Below are 17721 nucleotides of genomic sequence, written 5' to 3'. Positions count from 1 at the left end.
AGTATGGACGGAAAAAGATATCTTCATAACAGGAGGGATAAAATCCTTTAGCTGCCTTCCATTAACTTTTGGAGTTTACTTTCCGTAGAAGTTTGCGCATTGGGGGTGTATATGCTGCAACGCAGATCGACACTGCCTTGTACCTGAAGGGAAGTCAGGTCAAATAACATTTTGCCAGCCTTAGCATGACGAAATTCAATGAGCACTTCTGGAGCGGAGCTTACCTCACTCTGATTCCAAAGCTCGTTAAACTCTGGGTAGGCCTGACTCATGTTTTGTATAAATTGAGCATACCAGGGGTCTGTTACGTATTGCCCGTAATAAGCGCGGAATATAGCAAGAAACCCCTTTACAAAGTGTTCCCAATTCACAGCCAGACTTTTAAACTCCTTTTTGGTAAATAGCAGTTCGATCATATTGCGCTGCTCATGTGGTAGTTCGGCAAAATCCATAAAAACATGAGCAGCAGCTTCGTTCCAGCCGACAATATGGCAGCGCCGATCTGAAATAATAGCAGGACAGTAGTGCAACTCTTGTACGATCTTTTGCAAAGATGGAGAAATGATCGCTTGTTCTTCAGGAGCAGGAAGGTTATGAGACCCGGCTTCCAGCGCTAAATCGTACAAATATTTACGCTCATCCGTGTTCAACTGCAAGGCAGCAGCAATAGCATCCAGCACGGAGGCAGAGACCTTAATATCCCGACCCTGCTCCAGCCAGGTATACCAGGTTGTACTGACACCTGCTAGCTGAGCGACTTCTTCTCTGCGTAAACCTGGTGTTCTGCGACGTGATCCAGGGGGAAGACCAACCATATGCGGATGGAGGCGGGCCCTTTTTGTTTTCAGAAAAACAGATAGTGCTTCCAGACGTGCTTCCGTTTTCATTAGATATTTTCTCTCCATTCGATGAGTGTATCTGAAGTAATTAATTCAGGCGCTTACTATAGTAGTGTTCATTATACCAGGATAAACAAACACTTGTAATAGGATAAGACGAGGGTAAAATGAGGATTATAAGTAAGCCATCGAGCAGGAGGAATGAATAGCTTATGCAAAGAGTAGTGATAACAGGTATGGGTGTCGTTTCGCCATTGGGCAATGAAGTAGGCACGCTGTGGAACAATTTGCTGGAAGGCAATTCAGGTATACGTAAAATAGATTCATTTGATGTGTCCGATTTAAAAGCACAAATTGCTGGACTGGTACAGGATTTTGATGCAGAAAAGCAGTGGGGCCGTAAGGATGCCAGACGAATGGATCGATTTACCCAGTTTGCATTATATGCGGCAGAGCAAGCGCTCAAGGATTCTGGTCTGGAACTGGATCACACTGATCTGGAGCGTGTTGGTGTCTATGTGGGGTCAGGAGTCGGCGGTTTGGATTCGTTGGTAGATAATGTGGACGTGCTGTTACATCGTGGTCCGGGTAGAGTTAGCCCAACGCTGGTACCTATGATGATCTCGAATATGGCTGCTGCACAAATAAGTATCGCGTTCGGAGCGATGGGTCCTACGCTTTCACCTGTAACGGCTTGTTCTATTGGGAACACTGCAATTGGAGAGGCGTTTCGGACCATTCGTACAGGAGATGCGGATGTCATTTTTGCCGGCGGAGCTGAAGCCGCAGTGTCCCGATTGGCCTTGGCAAGCTTCGCTAATGCAACTGCCTTGTCAACACGTAACGAGGAGCCTTCGACAGCAAGCCGACCGTTCGACAAGGATCGTGACGGCTTTGTCATGAGTGAAGGAGCGGGTATCCTGGTACTGGAGTCGCTGGAGCACGCTACCCGGCGTGGGGCGGAAATCTATGGTGAGGTCATCGGTTATGGAGCGAGTTCGGATGCCTATCATATGGTTGCACCGCATCCCGAAGGAACCGGAGCTTACCTAGCAATGAAAGCGGCCCTTCATTCGGCTCGCATCTCCCCTGAAGAAGTGGATGTGATCAGTGCCCATGCAACGAGTACGGCTGTAGGGGATATTGCGGAGACTTTGGCGATCCACAAGCTGTTTGGTGAATATGCCTATCAGATTCCGGTTACCGCGAATAAGTCCATGCTAGGTCATATGCTAGGAGCCGCAGGCGGTGTCGAAGCGATTGCGCTTGTTCAAAGCCTTCGAGAAGGTATCATTCCGCCAACGATGCATCTGGACAATCCAGACCCTGTTTGTGATCTGGATTATGTGCCTCACGAAGCGCGTAAGGCTTCGCTAAATATTGGGTTATCTAATTCTTTCGGCTTTGGGGGTCATAATGCGGTCATTGTGCTGAAACGCTATGAGTCATAATACGTAATGAGTTTGAACCTCAGGTGCTCTATCCGACTGGATCTAGCATCTGAGGTTATTTTAATCTAGGCATGATAGATTCAATTTAAATAAGAGATAGAGTAAGATGGAGGAAAACATTTGGAGGGACGGGAAGCCATGATCATAATCAGGAACATAGAGCCAGCAGACGCTGAAGTATATTGGAATTTAAGACTGGAAGCCTTAAAAATGAACCCCGAAGCTTTTGGAACCTCCTACGAGGAAGCTGTACAAGTTTCGTTATCTGATGTAGTGAAGCAAATACAAAATAAGAGAGACCATTACATACTTGGTGCATTTACAAAGGATCATCAGCTGGCTGGTATGACCGGATTTAGAAGAGAAAACAAAATAAAGACACAGCATAAAGGTGCGATTTGGGGAGTGTATGTACCACCGATTTACCGAGGTCAGGGGATCGCTAAGAAACTTTTATTGGAAGTTATCAGTTGAGGTAGAAAAGTGGAAGGATTAAAACAAATCAATCTGAGTGTGGTGGCTGCCAATCAAGCAGCTGTCGAGCTTTATAAGAAATTGGAGTTTAAAACCTATGGTATTGAAAAGAACGCTTTGGAATATCAAGGTCAGGGATATGATGAGGAACTCATGGCTTATTTTTATTAAGGGTGAAAGGTTTTGAAAAACATGAAAATTGATCGATTGCTTTCTATCGTCATTTTGCTGCTGAAAAGAAATAGAATACAAGCAAAGGAACTCGCTGATTTGTATGAGGTTTCGATTCGGACGATTTATAGAGATATTGAAGCGATTAGTCTGGCTGGTATCCCAGTAGTAACTTTTCAGGGAGCAGGTGGAGGAATCGGCCTGATGGAAGGATATCGCCTGGATCGAAGTATGCTGACGGATCATGATATCAAGGACATTGTGATGGGCTTGCAGAGTTTGTCCTCGTCGTTGGGCGGTCCCAACGTATCCCGGTTACTTCATAAATTTGAAAGCATTATACCAGAGTCTGAAAAAGAGCAATTTAGTGTCCGTACCACACAGTTTATCGTCGATCATTCGGGATGGGGAAATCAGTCTGTCCAGGAAGCTAAATTAATCAAGATAAAAGAGGCAATGAGTCAAGCCCGTACGGTTGCTTTTACCTATCGAAATGCGGAAGGAGCCCGAACAGAACGGGATGTGGAACCGCATACGCTTGTGCTGAAAGGGCAACAATGGTTTGTGTATGCGTATTGTCCTGACAGGGGGCAGTTTCGGTTGTTCAAGCTTTCCCGTATGAATGAGCCTGTGGTTACAGAGACGGCTTTCACTCGCAGGGATCTTTCTAATGAAGTGCTTCCGTGGAATGAAGGGCGGATGACGGCATCCAGCGCTGTACAACCATTTACGCTACAATTTAACCGCACCTCAAGACATCTGGCGGAGGATTGGTTTGGTGTGGAAGCATTGAACGAGCAGGAGGAAGGGATTTACACGGTTTCAGTCCCGTTTCCCGAGGATGCGTGGGTGTACGGATTTATTTTAAGCCTCGGACCGGATGTGATTGTCAAAGAACCAGCCCATTTGCGAGACAAGATTTATAAGATGGCGTTGCGTATTGCGTCTAATTATGAAGAAGAACAGGAATTATAGAATAATTATTAGACTAAAGTAAAACGAACCTGACCCATAGTTGTCAGGTTTGTTTCATTATACTGGTGGCATACCAGATACGAATTGGCGAAAGGGGATTTACGAGAATGGATAAAGCTTGTCAAAGTTGCGGGATGCCACTGGAGCATGAGGGTCAATATGGGACGGATGCACAACATCATAATACAGATGAGTATTGCAAGTATTGTTACAAGGAAGGTGCATTTGTACAGCCTGACTTGACAATGGAGGGAATGATCCAGCAGTGTGTGCCGATCCTGGTAGAAGAGGGAATGCAGGCAGAAGAAGCGACTTCGATGCTGCGTAATTACCTACCAAATTTGAAAAGATGGCGGTCTGTGGAGGATACAGAGCTTCAATTTGATGGCCCCATTCGGGAAGAGTACCGAGGTGAAATCCATTTAATTGGGCTAAAAACACGCACAAATAATCAGAAGGAACAAACGTCCCACGGGATCATTCCAAATATGTGGGAACGTTTTGTAGGTGAGGATGTGGCAGGCCGGATCAGAGGTCCTCAAGGACTTGCTTCCATCTATGGTTGCTATACTGACTATGAAAATGGAGCTTTGGGCGAGTATACATTTTTTATCGGAAAGGAAGCGGCTGAGGATTTCCAAGCTCCTGACGATCTTGAAGAACTTGTAATTCCGGCTGCACGCTACGCTATTTTTCAGGCAACCCATGAACCTTCTTCTGTCTTCCGTGTATGGCAGACAATTTGGGCATGGGCCGCCACGGGACAAGGGGAGCGGACCTACACAGGTGATTTTGAAGTGTATGGAAATCCAGATGAACCTGTTTTGATTTATATTGCAATCAAGTGATGATTTACAGTGATAGAAGAGAACCGTCTAGGCCGTTGTTGAGGCCCGGGCGGTTTTTGTTTGTTCAATCCATATGGATTTACCATCAAGTTGAACGTCGAGTCATCGCCCAAAAAATGAGAGCCAGAGCACTGACACCCGCCCCCAATAGGCAAACTCCGTTCCACCCAGCATAGGTATACATGTGAGTGGAGGTAATGGCTCCAGTGGCGCTACCGATGGAATAAAAGATCATGTAGCCTGCGGTAAGTCGGCTCCGTGCTTCAGGGCGAACGTTGAAAATCAAGCTCTGGTTAGTGACATGTACAGCCTGTACGGCCAAATCCAAAAGAATGACACCAAGAGTTAAAGCGAATAGAGAATGCTCGGTGTAGCGTATAGGTAGCCAGGACAGCAGCAATACAACTAGTGCGATACCTGTCGTTCGTTGTCCCAAGCCTTGATCAGCAAGTCGCCCTGCTTGGGCTGCTGCTAATGCTCCGGCGACTCCAGCCAGGCCGAAGGCCCCAATTGCAGTGTGTGAAAGAGACAATGGGGGAGCACTAAGAGGTAATACAAGCGAAGTCCATAATATGCTAAACGCTGTGAAAATGAGCAGCGCAAGGACAGCACGAATACGCAGAATTCGTTCTTGGACGAACAGTGCGATAACCGAGCGAAGCAACTGCCCATAGGAAAGTGTGGCGCTTGTGGGTTCGTTCTTTGGGAGTACTCGCAATAGAGCCACAGCCATAAACAGCGTAAGTATAGCAGAAATAAGGTAAACTGAACGCCAGCCTGCCAGATCAGTTAATACACCGGCAACGGTTCGTGCGAGTAAAATGCCGATAACGACTCCGCTGGTTACCAGTCCTACGACCTGCCCGCGTTCAGTCGGATGAGCCAAGGTCGAGGCGAATGCCACGAGTGTTTGAGTCACTACAGCCAGCAGCCCAACCATTGCCATGCCCATAAGCAGTATTGTACGGGTAGGGGCAGAGCTAACCAGGATTAATGCCAGCACAGACAGCAGCATCTGTCCTGTAATCAAGCGCCGCCTGTTCAAGAGATCGCCAAGCGGGACGAGTAGCAGCAGTCCTAACGCATAAAAAATTTGCGTGACGGTAATAACGATACCGACCGATGAGTGTGTAATGCCAAACTCGTGCGCCAGCGCATTCAGTAATGGCTGTGCATAGTAAATGTTAGCGACAGCCAGCCCGCAGGCTATGGCAAACAAGAGCGCCACAGACCGGGATAGGACCGGAATGGGAGCTATTTCGGCAGTGCTGGCTACCGTTTGATGGGGGAGCAGTATCGCTTTTTCTTCTGACGTCTTCATTTTCACATACCACGTCGCTTTCTGTAATTTACATACCAATCAGTATAATATACTGATTGGTATGTAATAATTTTAGGTCAATATAACTCTCGTCAATAAGATTTGTCAAGAGTTTAACCCGTACATATTTGACAGCCGCTTCTGAAGATCATACAATCTTAATATACTGAACGATACAAAAAGAAGGGGTTAAATATGGTTCGACCACGAGAATTTGATGAAGATCAAGCGTTGGATGCAGCGATGCAAGTTTTTTGGGAAAAGGGATTCGAGGCCACATCTTTAAGTGATTTGACCTCCCGTATGGGAATACAACGCCCCAGCATATATGCTGCCTTTGGGGATAAAAAGCAATTATTCGAAGCTGCGCTGCGTAAATATACGCAATCTCATGCAGCTTGTGTAAGGGCTAAACTGCAAAATAGTTCATCTGTAAAAGAAGCATTTTACAATTTTTTTGGGGGAGTGGTGGCGGAAGAGTACGAGAAGGAGTCTAACAAGGGATGTTTTTGCATCAATACAATGGTAGAGTTAGCCCCTCATGATGAGAGGTTTGAGATTTTAACTAGAGAACATCAGATGTATCTTTCTGCTGTCTTTCAGGCGACCCTCGAACGTGGTATTCAATCTGGGGAGCTTGAGGTGACTATGGATGCACGAGCTTTGGCGCACACATTAGTCTCTTTGTTAATCGGGATAACTGTGATGATGAAGTCACGCCCAGCGCGTTCTTTTGTGGATCATGCGGTTGCGACCGCACTTATGTTGCTGGATGGAAAATAATTTAGGACAGGAGAACACTTGGATGCCACACATAAAAGCTATTCAAACACCGCTTGGTGAATTGCATGGACGGGATGCAGTCTATTTGGATCAGATTCATATGAATTATGCGAAAAAAGAGCTGGTTTTGAAGGGAGAGATTAATGGGGGTTTAGCGCCAGAAGCAGTAGACGATTTTGTATCCTATGAGCTTATATTTACAGGAGTCTACTACTTTAATATGATTGAACTGGATGTGGCTCTAGACATGTCTGAGCAGAAGTATGCGCAAGGTAGCAGTTTTGACGAGCTTACAGATACGCCATTATTAGCGACAATAGCTAGTGCACGGGGGAAAAATCTAAGACACTTTCTGTTGAAAACCTATGACGATATATTAGAAATCGCTTGTAGAGACTATAAGATGACTATATAACAAAGCTGGTTTTTAGAAGAGAAGGAGGATCGGATCAATGGATACCCAAATTGAACGATTTAACGTGATCATACGTGTGGTGCAAGGGGATATTACCCGTTGTAAGGCGGATATTATCGTCAATGCAGCAAATACAAGCTTGCTGGGTGGCGGTGGTGTAGATGGTGCGATTCATAGAGCTGGTGGTCCGGCTATATTGGAGGATTGTGTCCGTATCAGAAACAAACAAGGGGGATGTCCGGTAGGAGGTGCGGTTTATACGACGGCTGGCAAGCTGGATGCCCAATATGTTGTTCATACGGTCGGCCCAGTCTGGAATGGTGGCGACCATCAGGAAGAAGAACTATTGGCGACATGCTACCGTCATACACTGCAATTGGCTCTAGAACTGAATGCACGCAGCATTGCTTTTCCCAATATCAGCACAGGCATCTACCAATTCCCAAAAGAAAAGGCGGCCGAGATTGCTATACAGGAAGTGACACGTTTTGTACAGGAACATGCTGGGTTGAATGAGATTATTTTTGTTTGTTTTGATGCGGAAAATGCTCAGTTATATAGCCGTAAGCTACAGTCACCTAAAGATTAATTTTTTAGTATACATACTTAAGCTCCTCATTTACCTTAATCCAACGAATGAGTTGATGTAAGAGTGCTCAACTGGAGGTGTGTTATGCTGGCTAAGCTGGTAAATAAGATTCCGCGGGATTGGCTTGTATTCATGTATAAGCATACGCCGTTTACTCGATTGAAAAATGCTTTGGTGTACCGGGCACAACATAAATTTTTAATTGCTGTGCTGGGCATTTTCACGAATGAGGCCGGGGAAGTGCTGCTATTAAAGCACGTATACCGGAAGCAGCCGTGGGGGATTCCCGGCGGCTGGATGGAGCTAGAGCAGCCGGAAATTGCCCTGCGGCGCGAAGTCCGGGAAGAAACCGGGCTGGAGGTAGAGATCACCTCATTGGCGCAAGCCCAGTTTGGCCAGTTGCCGAACCGTGTGGATCTTATTTTTACAGGCCGGGTGATCCCGGGTACCTTTCGACCAAGCGCTGAAATCTCCGACATTTGTTATTGCCGCGTAGGGGAATGGCCGGAAGGTTTGCCAACACACCAGAAAAAGCTTATTCAGAAGTTGCTGAAGTAAATGTTCACCCCATGCTCATGTTCAGTCCATGCGATGGAAAATCGGTTTACAGGCGTTTCAGGAATACGCTGATGCGTTCCAGAGCCGTTTCCAGCTGTTCACGTGATGACGCATACGAGCAGCGGATAAAACCTTCGCCGCCTGGGCCGAATGCGGAACCCGGGACCGTTATAACTCCTTGTTCTTCCAACAGTCGTTTGGCAAACTGTTCTGAGCTTAACCCTGTGTGCATAATGGAGGGAAAAGCATAGAAGGCACCATTTGGTTCATGACATGGAAGCCCTGTCTGACAGAGGGCAGCAACGAACCATTTTCTACGTTGATTGTAGGACTCCATCATACGATCTTTTTCCTCCAGCCCGTTGCGCAGGGATTCAATAGCGGCAATTTGCCCGATAATAGGCGCGCACATGGCTGTATATTGATGGATTTTCAGCATGGCTGAAATCAACTCTTTCGGACCGCATACATAGCCGACCCTCCAGCCTGTCATGGCAAATGCTTTGGAAAAGCCGCTGATGAGCAGGGTGCGTTCTTTCATTCCTGGCAGAGAAGCGAAACTTACATGCTGCTGTCCATAGGTCAATTCAGCATAAATTTCGTCCGATATGACGATCAGATTATGCTCCTCAACCAGACGGGCAATGGGTAGCCAATCCTCATAGGTCATCACCCCGCCAGTCGGGTTGTTCGGATAACAGAGAATAAGCACTTTGGATCGTGGAGTCAGCTTGGATTTGAGCGCCTCAGCTGTCAGCTTAAACTGCTGGTCAGCAGACGTTTCAACCGTTACGGTATGTCCTCCGTTCAAAAACGTAATAGGCGAATACGAAATATAACAGGGAGCTGGTATGAGTATTTCATCGTGTGTTGTGATGAGGGCGCGTAGCGCCAAATCCAACGCTTCACTACTGCCAACAGTGACCATGATTTCATCTGCCGGGTTATAGGATGTGCTGAAGCTGCTCTCCAGATATCCGGCAATTTCCTCACGAAGCTCAGGGAGACCTGCATTGGGTGTGTATGAGGTTTTACCATTTTCCAGTGCTGTGATACAGGCCTTTCTCACATGTTGAGGGGTTATAAAATCCGGTTCACCAACACCAAGCGATACGATATCTTTTCTGCCTGCACTATATTCAAAAAACCGACGGATACCTGAAGGCGGCATTTCCCGTACAGCCGGAGTCAAAAAATCAGTTATAGATACTGCTGTCGATACATTTGTCATGTTGATTCCTCCTTATTGAAAAACAAAAAAACCCGCCCCTGTAAAAGGGACGAGTTTATACCCGTGTTACCACCCTAGTTTCATTCCATAGGAAATGACACTCTGTTCACGTATCCATCAATACGTGTTCCGGTTAACGCTGGAAAGGCGGCAGAGCTTACTTCAGGTTCAGCCCGCTTCTCAGAGATGGCGTTCAGCTACCCTCGGAATGTTGGCTTTCACCTGCCCCAACTCTCTGCAAATCCGCTGTATAGCTTACTCGTTCTCGTCATTGAAATTTGTTACCGTATCAATTTAGGTGTAATTATAAGCACAACATTTCAGAATAGCAAGTCTTTTTTTTATAATTCTGGAAGACAGAAGCATCATCATTGACGACTGGAAGATTACGTATATAGTGGTATCATGGGGAATTCTGCCCCAAAATTTCACTGTGTTAAGACTATATTGGCTAGAGAGGGATGGTGTCCATATGAATGTATTTGAAGGCTTTAACGAAAAGGTTTTGCCTCAAGGATGGAGGTGGATCAACGAACCAACTGTATGGAGCTTCGATGAATCCAAGGCTTTACAAGTCTCTGCACCTTCACAGGCAGATTTTTTTAGAGATCCGTCCGGCGCAGTTATCAAATCGTCCGCTCCTTTTTTGCATACCACCCTACATGGAGATTTTACAATCTGGACGAGGGTTCGTGTCGATATGAAGCAGCCCTATGATTCAGGATGCTTGATGGTGATGGCGGATGATACTCATTGGGCTAAGGTATGCTTTGAATACTTTGAGAATACCCCCTCGATCCTTAGTGTGGTCACACGGGATACATCCGATGATTGTATATCGGGGGCGATGGATGCTTCTAATCCATATTTGCGAGTAACACGAGCTGGAAATTGCTTTGCCTTTCATTATTCCTCGGATGGTCAACATTGGAAACTGGCCAGATATTTTGGCATGAATGTTCCCAGCCAGCTAAAAGTTGGGGTTGTCGCACAATCTCCGGTAGGGGCGGGGTGTAATGTTACCTTTGATACTTTGACGATAACAGATCATGTGTTCGAGGATATACGAAACGTGGAATAAATAAAAGCCCTCTTTCTAAATGTGAAAGCGCTATAAGAGAGAACTGAAGAGACGTAAATACGCGTTATTAGGCAGGAGGTAGATGGAAGTTTGCTGTTAAGAAGGAAGGGTTACAAGCTGCCCGGTTTGTTGGGGGTGATGCTTGTAGCTACGTTGGGCTGTTTCGGACTCATTATGTATCTACAGTCCACAAGCGGGACGAGAATATATCAATTTCTGTACTGGGATATATTCCTGGCATGGGTTCCGGTGTTTATTTCATTGTTCATGGTGGCGTTATTCAGATTGCGAAATGCAAAAGTAAGAAATATTCTTTTATTTTTCGCCGCATGGGTATGGTTGTTTTTTCTGCCGAATGCTCTTTATTTAGTGACGGAACTACTACATGCATTCCGTTTGTACGATGTGAATCCTGGTACGCGTTTTTGGTTGAATACTCAATTTTGGCTAATCTTATTTACGTCCTTTTCGGCCGCTGGAATTGGTCTTTTTCTTACATCCCTTTGTGTATTGATGATCCATCGTATGTTGAGGAAGATTTGTTCAGGTTGGCTTGCATGGGCTGTAGTTTTTGTGATGTTATGGCTGGCCAGCATAGGTGTGTATATAGGCAGATTTGCCCGCTGGAATAGCTGGGATGTGTTGCTGCAACCGCTGGTGCTTTTTGCGGATCTTTGGAGATGGGCAGTACATGCAGGGGAGAAGCTTCATTTGCTGTCCTTTAGCTGGCTGGTGTTTGGGATGGCAATCATCTTTTATCTATTTATTTATATCTCTTTAAGTGAAGATTAGGATTTAGGCCGAGGACATGTATTCAATGAATACAGACTTCGGCCTTTTATCTGTGGCGAATTAGGAGTTGGAGTTATCTTCTTCGTGTACATCGTAAAGCACGCGCACAAGCAAATCTTGGCCGAAATTTCCGAATCTTTTACCAAAAATAGTGAGTCCTCCTTTGTTTTGCGATTGATCAGATACGGATAAACGCAGTGTAATATCGCTTTTGTAATCAAGTCCAATATCGTCTATGGTGACTTCTGATATACGGCACCCGTCAATGAAGCTTCCATGCTGGTTGATGCGAATTAACTTCAGCATGCCGTATTGATTCAAGTGTGGGGGCCACCAATCAGGATTGAGAACCCCGGGAACAGCTCCAAAATCGCCTGGGCTCGTCCAGTGACCGATGGCAATACCATTTATATGAAAACAAATATCAGACGGATAGTCCTCACAATAACACGGTGCTTCTGATCCCAGCTCTGCGGAAAATTGAATTTCGGTAAAGGATTGATTCGCTTTCAAGTAGTTAGGAATGCGGTATTCCAGAAAGCCTTCTGCCATCCAGATCATTTCAGAGTCCAGTCGCGCGGGATCTGCAAAATAGCGTGGATCATCAAAATCGCCGATAATGCTGTCTTTGGTCACTAATCCACAAGTAGGAACCGCCTGGTAGTTACTATAATGACCGATACGAATTTCTACCTCATACACATTTTTTTGTTCTCTGCTGCGCAGATCTACCATTAGCTTTTCCTTATTTAAATAGCACATTTTTCGGGTCCCGTGTTTACCGCTTACCGTATTGATTTCCACAAGCCCGCATTCTTCCAGTTTGCGAATATGCATCGTAATGGTGCCGTTGCTCAAATTTAGCTTGCTCGCAATATCATTCATACTTTGTCCTTGAACAGCAAGTAACTCAAGAATTTGAATGCGAATTTCCGAGCCCAGTGCTTTGAAAATATCTAACCCCGACATTAAGTCCTTAATATAAATCATAGCTATAGCCCATCCTTATCTATAAAAAATGTAATGTAAGCGCTTATATTTTTACTTTGATTTATGTTAAAATAAAATCATAAAGAAGTAAACTGCTTTTCTGTAAATATTTTTTACTAAAAGAAGAAGAGAGGAAATGACGTTCTAAAATAAGGTGTTTTTTATAATATAAATCGTATTTAAGTATTTTATTTAGTATTCATTGCGAAAATATACTTAAATGCGATTTGATTTTGCTTTTTAAGTTACTCCAATCTATGTTTTATAATTATTTAAAAAGATTGAAAAATGCATTGACGAACCGTAGAATGGCGTGCTATATTTTATTTGTAAACGAATTCATTATTGATAAAGGTAAATGTTAATTATATGGTACATGAGAGGGATGATAATCACAGCGGCAATCAACAACGGGTTGTGTACCGCACAGTTAAAGATTAGGCCGAGTGGTATGAAGTTATTTTAACACTTAATGTATGCGGTTTCATTTTAATTTTAGGAGGGGTCGCGTTGACAAAGAAAAAAGGTTTTGCACTAACAATGGTTGTTCTGTTGTTGATGGTTGCTGCACTGGCAGGCTGTAGTGGAGGAAGTTCCAGTAGCGATGGAAGCAAGGAATTGACTTTCATGTTCCGTGGAGGAACGGATGAGCAGAAGGCTTATAAGGATGTTATCAAGAAATTTGAAGAAGAACATCCTGGTGTAAAGGTTAAAATGGTCGTGACGGCAGCAGACCAATATGCTACAAAGCTTAGAGCTGCAATTACAGGTAACAATCTTCCAGATATCTTTTATTTTGCCCCTGGGGATTTGAAAGCTTATGTTAACAGTGGTGTGTTGAAGGATCTGACACCTTATATTGAGAAGAGCAAGGATATAAATCTGGATAACATCTGGAAATACGGTGTGGATTTGTATCGCTATGACGGTAAAATGGCCGGTCAAGGAAATATTTACGGTATGCCGAAGGACTTGGGTCCATTCGCTTTGGGTTATAACAAAACCATGTTTGAAAAAGCAGGTGTTCCATTGCCTGACAAAGACAAACCTTATACATGGGATGAGTTCATTAAGGTTAACCAAGAGCTGACCAAAGATACTAACGGTGATGGCAAACCAGATCAATACGGAACAGGCTTTAACGTTCAGTGGGCATTGCAAGCCTTTGTATGGAGTAATGGCGCTGATTGGCTGGATGAGAGCAAAACTAAAGTAGCGATTGATGATCCAAAATTTGCGGAAGCGCTTCAGTTCTTTGCTGATATGCAAAACAAATATAAAATTACACCTGGCATTGAACAATCACAAACATTGGACACATATCAACGCTGGATGAAAGGCGAAATGGCGTTCTTCCCAGTAGGGCCTTGGGATATGAGTACATTTGAAAAACTGCCATTCGAATATGATTTGTTGCCTTTCCCAACTGGATCGACTGGCAAACCGGCAACATGGATTGGTTCTCTGGGTATCGGTGTTTCCTCTAAAACAAAATATCCGGATGAAGCTGTAGAATTGGTTAACTATCTGACCACTTCCAAAGAAGGCATGAAGCAGCTCGTAGATGCTAAGGTACAGATTCCGAATCTGCTGGATATGGCTGATGAATGGGCCAAGGATACAAAAACCAAGCCTAACAACAAACAGGAATTTATTGATATCGTAAATGACTATGGACGTTCATTACCAGGTAACTATACGTATAACGCAGAATGGTACGATATTTTCTTCACAGATATCCAACCTGTGCTGGATGGCAAAATTACGGCAGCAGATTATGTGAAGCAAGAACAACCGAAGATGCAGAAACTGCTGGATAAAGCGGTGGAGCAAGAGAAAAAATCACAGAAATAATGCGTAAATAGAGGAAAAAGGATGATGTTAGTGGCTGAATATCATGCTGCTAACATCATCTTCATTCCAAATCAGAAACAGAGGTGAGCCCTGTGATAACCAAATCTAATCTCTACCGCAAAGAGAAGATATATGGATACTTATTTATTCTTCCACCTATTCTCGGTCTGCTAATCTTTACGTTGTTCCCGTTTGTCTATTCGTTATACGGCTCTTTTACAGACTGGGACGGATTAGGACAAATGAACTTTATTGGGTTGGATAATTTTAAGGATTTATTTAGCGACGAACTCTTTTACAAATCGATGTACAATACTCTTTTCTTAATGTTGGGTATTCCAATCGGCCTTGTACTAGCTTTACTGCTGGCACTGGGACTGAATCGCAAGATTCCAGGTACGACAACATTTCGTGTGATCTATTATATTCCGGTCATTTCTTCGTTGGCTGCCGTTTCTATTATGTGGAACTGGGCCTACAACGGAGATTATGGTTTGGTGAACCAATTCCTTGAATTGTTCGGTATTAAAGGACCTAACTGGCTGATGGATAAGGATACAGTCAAACCGGCCCTGATTCTCATGACCGTATGGAAAGGTCTCGGATATACAATGTTGCTGTATCTGGCCGCACTGCAAAGTGTATCTCGCTCTTATTATGAAGCAGCAGAGCTGGACGGAGCTAGCGGATTCCAAATGTTCCGCAATATTACATGGCCAATGGTAAAACCAGTAACCTTCTTCCTGGTCGTTACCAACATTATTGGTGGTTCGCAAATCTTTACTGAAATGAACATTATGACACCTACAGGGGGTCCAGAATATTCATCGGCCTCAATTGTCTTCTATATTTGGGATAAGGCATTCAAAAACCTACAAATGGGATATGCCTCCGCGATGGCTATGATTCTCGGCATCTTCATTTTTATCGTAACTTTGATTCAATTTAAAATGAATGAAAAATCATCCTTTGATGGGGATTGATTTTCGCGGAAAGGAGTGAAGCTGGTTATGTCCCATAGTCAAAAAACGAAAGTTACCAATATCATTATCTTTATTGTACTGGCGATTGGAGCGATTGCGATGATCGCACCGTTGCTTTGGATGTTGTCCACTTCGGTAAAAGAAAAGCAGGATGTCTTTGCACTTCCACCAGTATGGATACCAGAGGTGTTTCAGTTTGGTAAGTACAAGGAAATTTGGGAGGCAGGTCCTCTGTTAAGTGGGATCAAGAACAGCGTAATTGTGGCTGTAAGTGTCACGGTTGTGGGTACTTTCACATCTAGTGTGGCCGCTTTTGCATTCGCAAAGCTGAGATTCCCTCATAAAAACAAGCTGTTTTTGGCACTCATCGCATCCATGATGATTCCTTACCCAACAGTTATGATTCCACAATTTATGATGTTCTCCAAACTTGGCTGGTAGATACGCTGTTGCCTCTGATCGTTCCCGGCTTGTTCGGTAATGTAGTCATGATCTTTTTCTTGCGGCAGTATTTGCTCAGTGTACCGGATGCTATTATCGAAGCTGCTAAAATTGACGGAAGCTCTTATTTCCGACTTTATTCATCGATTACGTTTCCGCTCATTAAGCCGGCAGTTGCGGCACAGCTAATTTTATGGTTTATGGGAATTTGGAACGATTACTTGGCACCGATTATTTACTTGAATTCACCAGAAACGCAGACATTGCAGCTGGTTATCGCGAATTTTAATGCGACTTACGCCATTCAGACGGACTATCCACTTATTATGGCGGCTTCCATTATAGCCTTGTTACCTGTGTTGATTATATTCCTAATCTTCCAGAAACAAATTATTGAGTCGGTTGCCATTTCTGGTGTCAAGGGTTAATTGACACTTGCACTTGGACGATTCGGATAATGATGTAACGCAGTCACCCTATGTACTGAGTAAAGGAAGGAGGAGAATAACAGTTATGGTTATGCTGCTAATGCTGGGTCTATCCGGCTGTGGGGATAACACTCCGGACCCTGTATATCCGCAGGCTCCGCCTCCTGATCACTTGTATGATCAAAGTACGATAGACGATGAACAGCGCTGGACTATTAACAATGCTCATGACCCAGCGATTATCAAAACTGATCAGGGATATTATGTCTATTCGACGGATGTAAAGACAGGTGGAGAATTGAGGCCGGGTGTTATGGTGCGCAAATCGACCGACCTGATTCACTGGAGCTGGGTTCAATATGCTTTACCCGGTATTCCAAAGGAAGCGGGGGCATGGTCATCAGCAACGAATCTGTGGGCCCCGGACATTATAAAGATGGGTGATACCTATCGAATGTATTATTCTGCTTCCACATTTGGCAGCACACGATCAGCTATTGGGTTGCAGACATCCAACTCCCCGGAAGGTCCTTGGAAGGATGAGGGGCTGGTTATTAAAACGGATGAGCATGATAAGCTGAATGCAATTGATGCTAATCCAGTATTGGATGCGGATGGAAATCCATGGATGGTATACGGATCCTTTTTCGGCGGCATTTATGTCACACCGCTTGATCCGCAGACTGGGAAGCTCAAGCAATCTGGCTATGGTAAAAATATCGCTGCCAGAGATCGGGCAACCGAGGACGGAGCTGTGGAAGGACCGTACATTGTGTACAATCCTGTGTTCCGTAAATACTACTTGTTCGTCTCGTATGATTCTTTATTCGAGGACTACAATGTTCGCGTAGCCCGCTCGGATTCTATTACAGGTCCGTACGTGGATATAAATGGACATGATATGGCGGATACCAGTTATTTGCCTCAATATGAGATTGGGAACAAGGTGCTGGGTGGTTATCGTTTCAGCGAAGGAGAAGGCTGGGTTGCGCCAGGTCATAATTCCGTGCTGAAGGACGGAGACGATTACTACATTGTTCATCATGCGCGGGGAGAAACGGATAAGAGCTGGCCTTACTTGCATGTGCGCAAAATATTATGGACGGCTGATGGTTGGCCTGTCGTATCGCCGGAGCGGTATGCGGGCGAAAAGGAGCAGGATATACCCAAAAGGTTATTATCCGGCAACTGGGAGCGCATCGTGATAAGGCAAGAAGTAGACGGTCAGGTGGAAGCTGAACCGCTTCGTCTGGAAGCTGGAGGGCGGGCAACCAGTGGTTCTCTGGAAGGTCACTGGAGTTTTGATGGTATACGTACGCTAACAATGGATTGGAGCAATGCGTCCGAAGGGTCAAAAGAGGAATTGCTATTGCTTCCTTCATGGGACTGGGAGCTCGGTCGTCATACTCTAATTTTCACGGGTATGAATGAAAAAGGAATTTCCATCTGGGGAAAACGTATCACCGATTAATCATATGAACTACATATTACACATAG

18 protein-coding genes, 1 pseudogene and 1 other annotated feature are annotated in these 17721 nt (G+C 44.6%); of the genes and pseudogenes, 15 read left to right on the top strand and 4 right to left on the bottom strand.

The annotated features are described in order from the left end of the window. Window positions 1-47: 47 nt before the first annotated feature. Entirely contained in the window at window positions 48-887 is an 840-nt protein-coding gene (locus C400_RS0101960) for a helix-turn-helix transcriptional regulator (protein WP_016819153.1), read from the bottom strand. A 164-nt stretch (window positions 888-1051) separates the two neighbouring features. Between C400_RS0101960 and fabF the strand changes: the two genes are divergently transcribed. From fabF to C400_RS0101940, 5 genes are all read left to right on the top strand, one after another. Further along, entirely contained in the window at window positions 1052-2290 is a 1239-nt protein-coding gene (gene fabF / locus C400_RS0101955) for a beta-ketoacyl-ACP synthase II (protein ID WP_017425820.1), read from the top strand. Window positions 2291-2428: 138 nt separating this feature from the next. Beyond that, window positions 2429-2764 (top strand): GNAT family N-acetyltransferase, encoded by a 336-nt coding sequence (locus tag C400_RS0101950; protein ID WP_226888674.1) that lies wholly within the window; start codon window positions 2429-2431, stop codon window positions 2762-2764. A gap of 9 nt (window positions 2765-2773) precedes the next feature. Beyond that, on the top strand, window positions 2774-2935 hold the full coding sequence (locus tag C400_RS27280; protein ID WP_017425818.1) for a GNAT family N-acetyltransferase: 162 nt from the start codon (window positions 2774-2776) through the stop codon (window positions 2933-2935). 21 nt (window positions 2936-2956) lie between these two features. Further along, a complete protein-coding gene (locus C400_RS0101945; RefSeq protein ID WP_193190392.1) occupies window positions 2957-3910 on the top strand; it encodes a helix-turn-helix transcriptional regulator in 954 nt (317 codons plus the stop codon). 107 nt (window positions 3911-4017) lie between these two features. Continuing rightward, entirely contained in the window at window positions 4018-4758 is a 741-nt protein-coding gene (locus C400_RS0101940) for a zinc ribbon domain-containing protein (protein WP_017425816.1), read from the top strand. Window positions 4759-4843: 85 nt separating this feature from the next. Here the strand turns inward: C400_RS0101940 and C400_RS0101935 are convergent, their stop codons facing one another. Beyond that, complete coding sequence (locus C400_RS0101935; protein WP_026065343.1) at window positions 4844-6079, bottom strand: MFS transporter; 1236 nt, start codon at window positions 6077-6079, stop codon at window positions 4844-4846. 195 nt (window positions 6080-6274) lie between these two features. On the opposite strand from C400_RS0101935, the gene C400_RS0101930 reads away from it, so the two are divergent. From C400_RS0101930 to C400_RS0101915, 4 genes are all read left to right on the top strand, one after another. After that, window positions 6275-6862: a TetR/AcrR family transcriptional regulator gene (locus C400_RS0101930; RefSeq protein ID WP_017425814.1), complete on the top strand. Its 588-nt coding sequence runs from the start codon at window positions 6275-6277 to the stop codon at window positions 6860-6862. A 22-nt stretch (window positions 6863-6884) separates the two neighbouring features. Then, window positions 6885-7277: a hypothetical protein gene (locus C400_RS0101925; RefSeq protein ID WP_017425813.1), complete on the top strand. Its 393-nt coding sequence runs from the start codon at window positions 6885-6887 to the stop codon at window positions 7275-7277. A gap of 37 nt (window positions 7278-7314) precedes the next feature. Next, window positions 7315-7866, top strand: coding sequence for an O-acetyl-ADP-ribose deacetylase (locus C400_RS0101920; RefSeq protein WP_017425812.1), 552 nt, complete (start codon window positions 7315-7317; stop codon window positions 7864-7866). Window positions 7867-7950: 84 nt separating this feature from the next. Beyond that, window positions 7951-8424: an NUDIX hydrolase gene (locus C400_RS0101915; protein WP_016819162.1), complete on the top strand. Its 474-nt coding sequence runs from the start codon at window positions 7951-7953 to the stop codon at window positions 8422-8424. A gap of 46 nt (window positions 8425-8470) precedes the next feature. On the opposite strand, the gene C400_RS0101910 is transcribed toward C400_RS0101915, so the two are convergent. Then, the gene (locus C400_RS0101910) at window positions 8471-9655 is read right to left on the bottom strand and encodes an aminotransferase class I/II-fold pyridoxal phosphate-dependent enzyme (RefSeq protein WP_017425811.1); all 1185 of its coding nucleotides are present in this window, start codon (window positions 9653-9655) and stop codon (window positions 8471-8473) included. Window positions 9656-9697: 42 nt separating this feature from the next. Further along, window positions 9698-9936: a binding site (T-box leader), on the bottom strand. 191 nt (window positions 9937-10127) lie between these two features. On the opposite strand from C400_RS0101910, the gene C400_RS0101905 reads away from it, so the two are divergent. After that, on the top strand, window positions 10128-10736 hold the full coding sequence (locus C400_RS0101905) for a DUF1349 domain-containing protein (RefSeq protein ID WP_017425810.1): 609 nt from the start codon (window positions 10128-10130) through the stop codon (window positions 10734-10736). A gap of 90 nt (window positions 10737-10826) precedes the next feature. Continuing rightward, window positions 10827-11528, top strand: coding sequence for a DUF1361 domain-containing protein (locus tag C400_RS0101900; RefSeq protein WP_017425809.1), 702 nt, complete (start codon window positions 10827-10829; stop codon window positions 11526-11528). Between the two features lie 60 nt (window positions 11529-11588). On the opposite strand, the gene C400_RS0101895 is transcribed toward C400_RS0101900, so the two are convergent. Further along, window positions 11589-12518 (bottom strand): ArsR/SmtB family transcription factor, encoded by a 930-nt coding sequence (locus C400_RS0101895; RefSeq protein ID WP_017425808.1) that lies wholly within the window; start codon window positions 12516-12518, stop codon window positions 11589-11591. A 510-nt stretch (window positions 12519-13028) separates the two neighbouring features. Between C400_RS0101895 and C400_RS0101890 the strand changes: the two genes are divergently transcribed. The 4 genes and pseudogenes from C400_RS0101890 to C400_RS0101875 all read left to right on the top strand — a co-directional run bounded on the left by C400_RS0101890 (window position 13029) and on the right by C400_RS0101875 (window position 17695). Continuing rightward, window positions 13029-14372 carry an ABC transporter substrate-binding protein gene (locus C400_RS0101890; protein ID WP_017425807.1) on the top strand — a complete coding sequence of 448 codons (1344 nt, stop codon included), beginning with the start codon at window positions 13029-13031 and terminating at the stop codon, window positions 14370-14372. Window positions 14373-14464: 92 nt separating this feature from the next. Further along, complete coding sequence (locus tag C400_RS0101885) at window positions 14465-15355, top strand: carbohydrate ABC transporter permease (RefSeq protein ID WP_016819168.1); 891 nt, start codon at window positions 14465-14467, stop codon at window positions 15353-15355. Between the two features lie 27 nt (window positions 15356-15382). Then, a pseudogene (locus C400_RS0101880) lies at window positions 15383-16224 on the top strand (carbohydrate ABC transporter permease). A gap of 85 nt (window positions 16225-16309) precedes the next feature. Next, window positions 16310-17695 (top strand): arabinan endo-1,5-alpha-L-arabinosidase, encoded by a 1386-nt coding sequence (locus C400_RS0101875; protein ID WP_017425806.1) that lies wholly within the window; start codon window positions 16310-16312, stop codon window positions 17693-17695. Window positions 17696-17721 lie beyond the last annotated feature (26 nt).

Origin of the sequence: Paenibacillus sp. ICGEB2008 (assembly GCF_000307675.1) — a bacterium.
GTDB lineage: Bacteria > Bacillota > Bacilli > Paenibacillales > Paenibacillaceae > Paenibacillus > Paenibacillus polymyxa.
This window is presented reverse-complemented; position numbering and strand designations above follow the sequence as displayed.

Bases quoted from the DNA above. Each gene is read 5' to 3' on its own strand.
- C400_RS0101945 (WP_193190392.1), top strand. From the start codon at position 2,957: ATGAAAATTGATCGATTGCTTTCTATCGTCATTTTGCTGCTGAAAAGA.
- C400_RS0101940 (WP_017425816.1), top strand. From the start codon at position 4,018: ATGGATAAAGCTTGTCAAAGTTGCGGGATGCCACTGGAGCATGAGGGT.
- fabF (WP_017425820.1), top strand. From the start codon at position 1,052: ATGCAAAGAGTAGTGATAACAGGTATGGGTGTCGTTTCGCCATTGGGC.
- C400_RS0101915 (WP_016819162.1), top strand. From the start codon at position 7,951: ATGCTGGCTAAGCTGGTAAATAAGATTCCGCGGGATTGGCTTGTATTC.
- C400_RS0101950 (WP_226888674.1), top strand. From the start codon at position 2,429: ATGATCATAATCAGGAACATAGAGCCAGCAGACGCTGAAGTATATTGG.
- C400_RS0101920 (WP_017425812.1), top strand. From the start codon at position 7,315: ATGGATACCCAAATTGAACGATTTAACGTGATCATACGTGTGGTGCAA.
- C400_RS0101895 (WP_017425808.1), bottom strand. From the start codon at position 12,518: ATGATTTATATTAAGGACTTAATGTCGGGGTTAGATATTTTCAAAGCA.
- C400_RS0101875 (WP_017425806.1), top strand. From the start codon at position 16,310: ATGGTTATGCTGCTAATGCTGGGTCTATCCGGCTGTGGGGATAACACT.
- C400_RS0101930 (WP_017425814.1), top strand. From the start codon at position 6,275: ATGGTTCGACCACGAGAATTTGATGAAGATCAAGCGTTGGATGCAGCG.
- C400_RS0101925 (WP_017425813.1), top strand. From the start codon at position 6,885: ATGCCACACATAAAAGCTATTCAAACACCGCTTGGTGAATTGCATGGA.
- C400_RS0101935 (WP_026065343.1), bottom strand. From the start codon at position 6,079: ATGAAGACGTCAGAAGAAAAAGCGATACTGCTCCCCCATCAAACGGTA.
- C400_RS0101905 (WP_017425810.1), top strand. From the start codon at position 10,128: ATGAATGTATTTGAAGGCTTTAACGAAAAGGTTTTGCCTCAAGGATGG.
- C400_RS0101910 (WP_017425811.1), bottom strand. From the start codon at position 9,655: ATGACAAATGTATCGACAGCAGTATCTATAACTGATTTTTTGACTCCG.
- C400_RS0101960 (WP_016819153.1), bottom strand. From the start codon at position 887: ATGAAAACGGAAGCACGTCTGGAAGCACTATCTGTTTTTCTGAAAACA.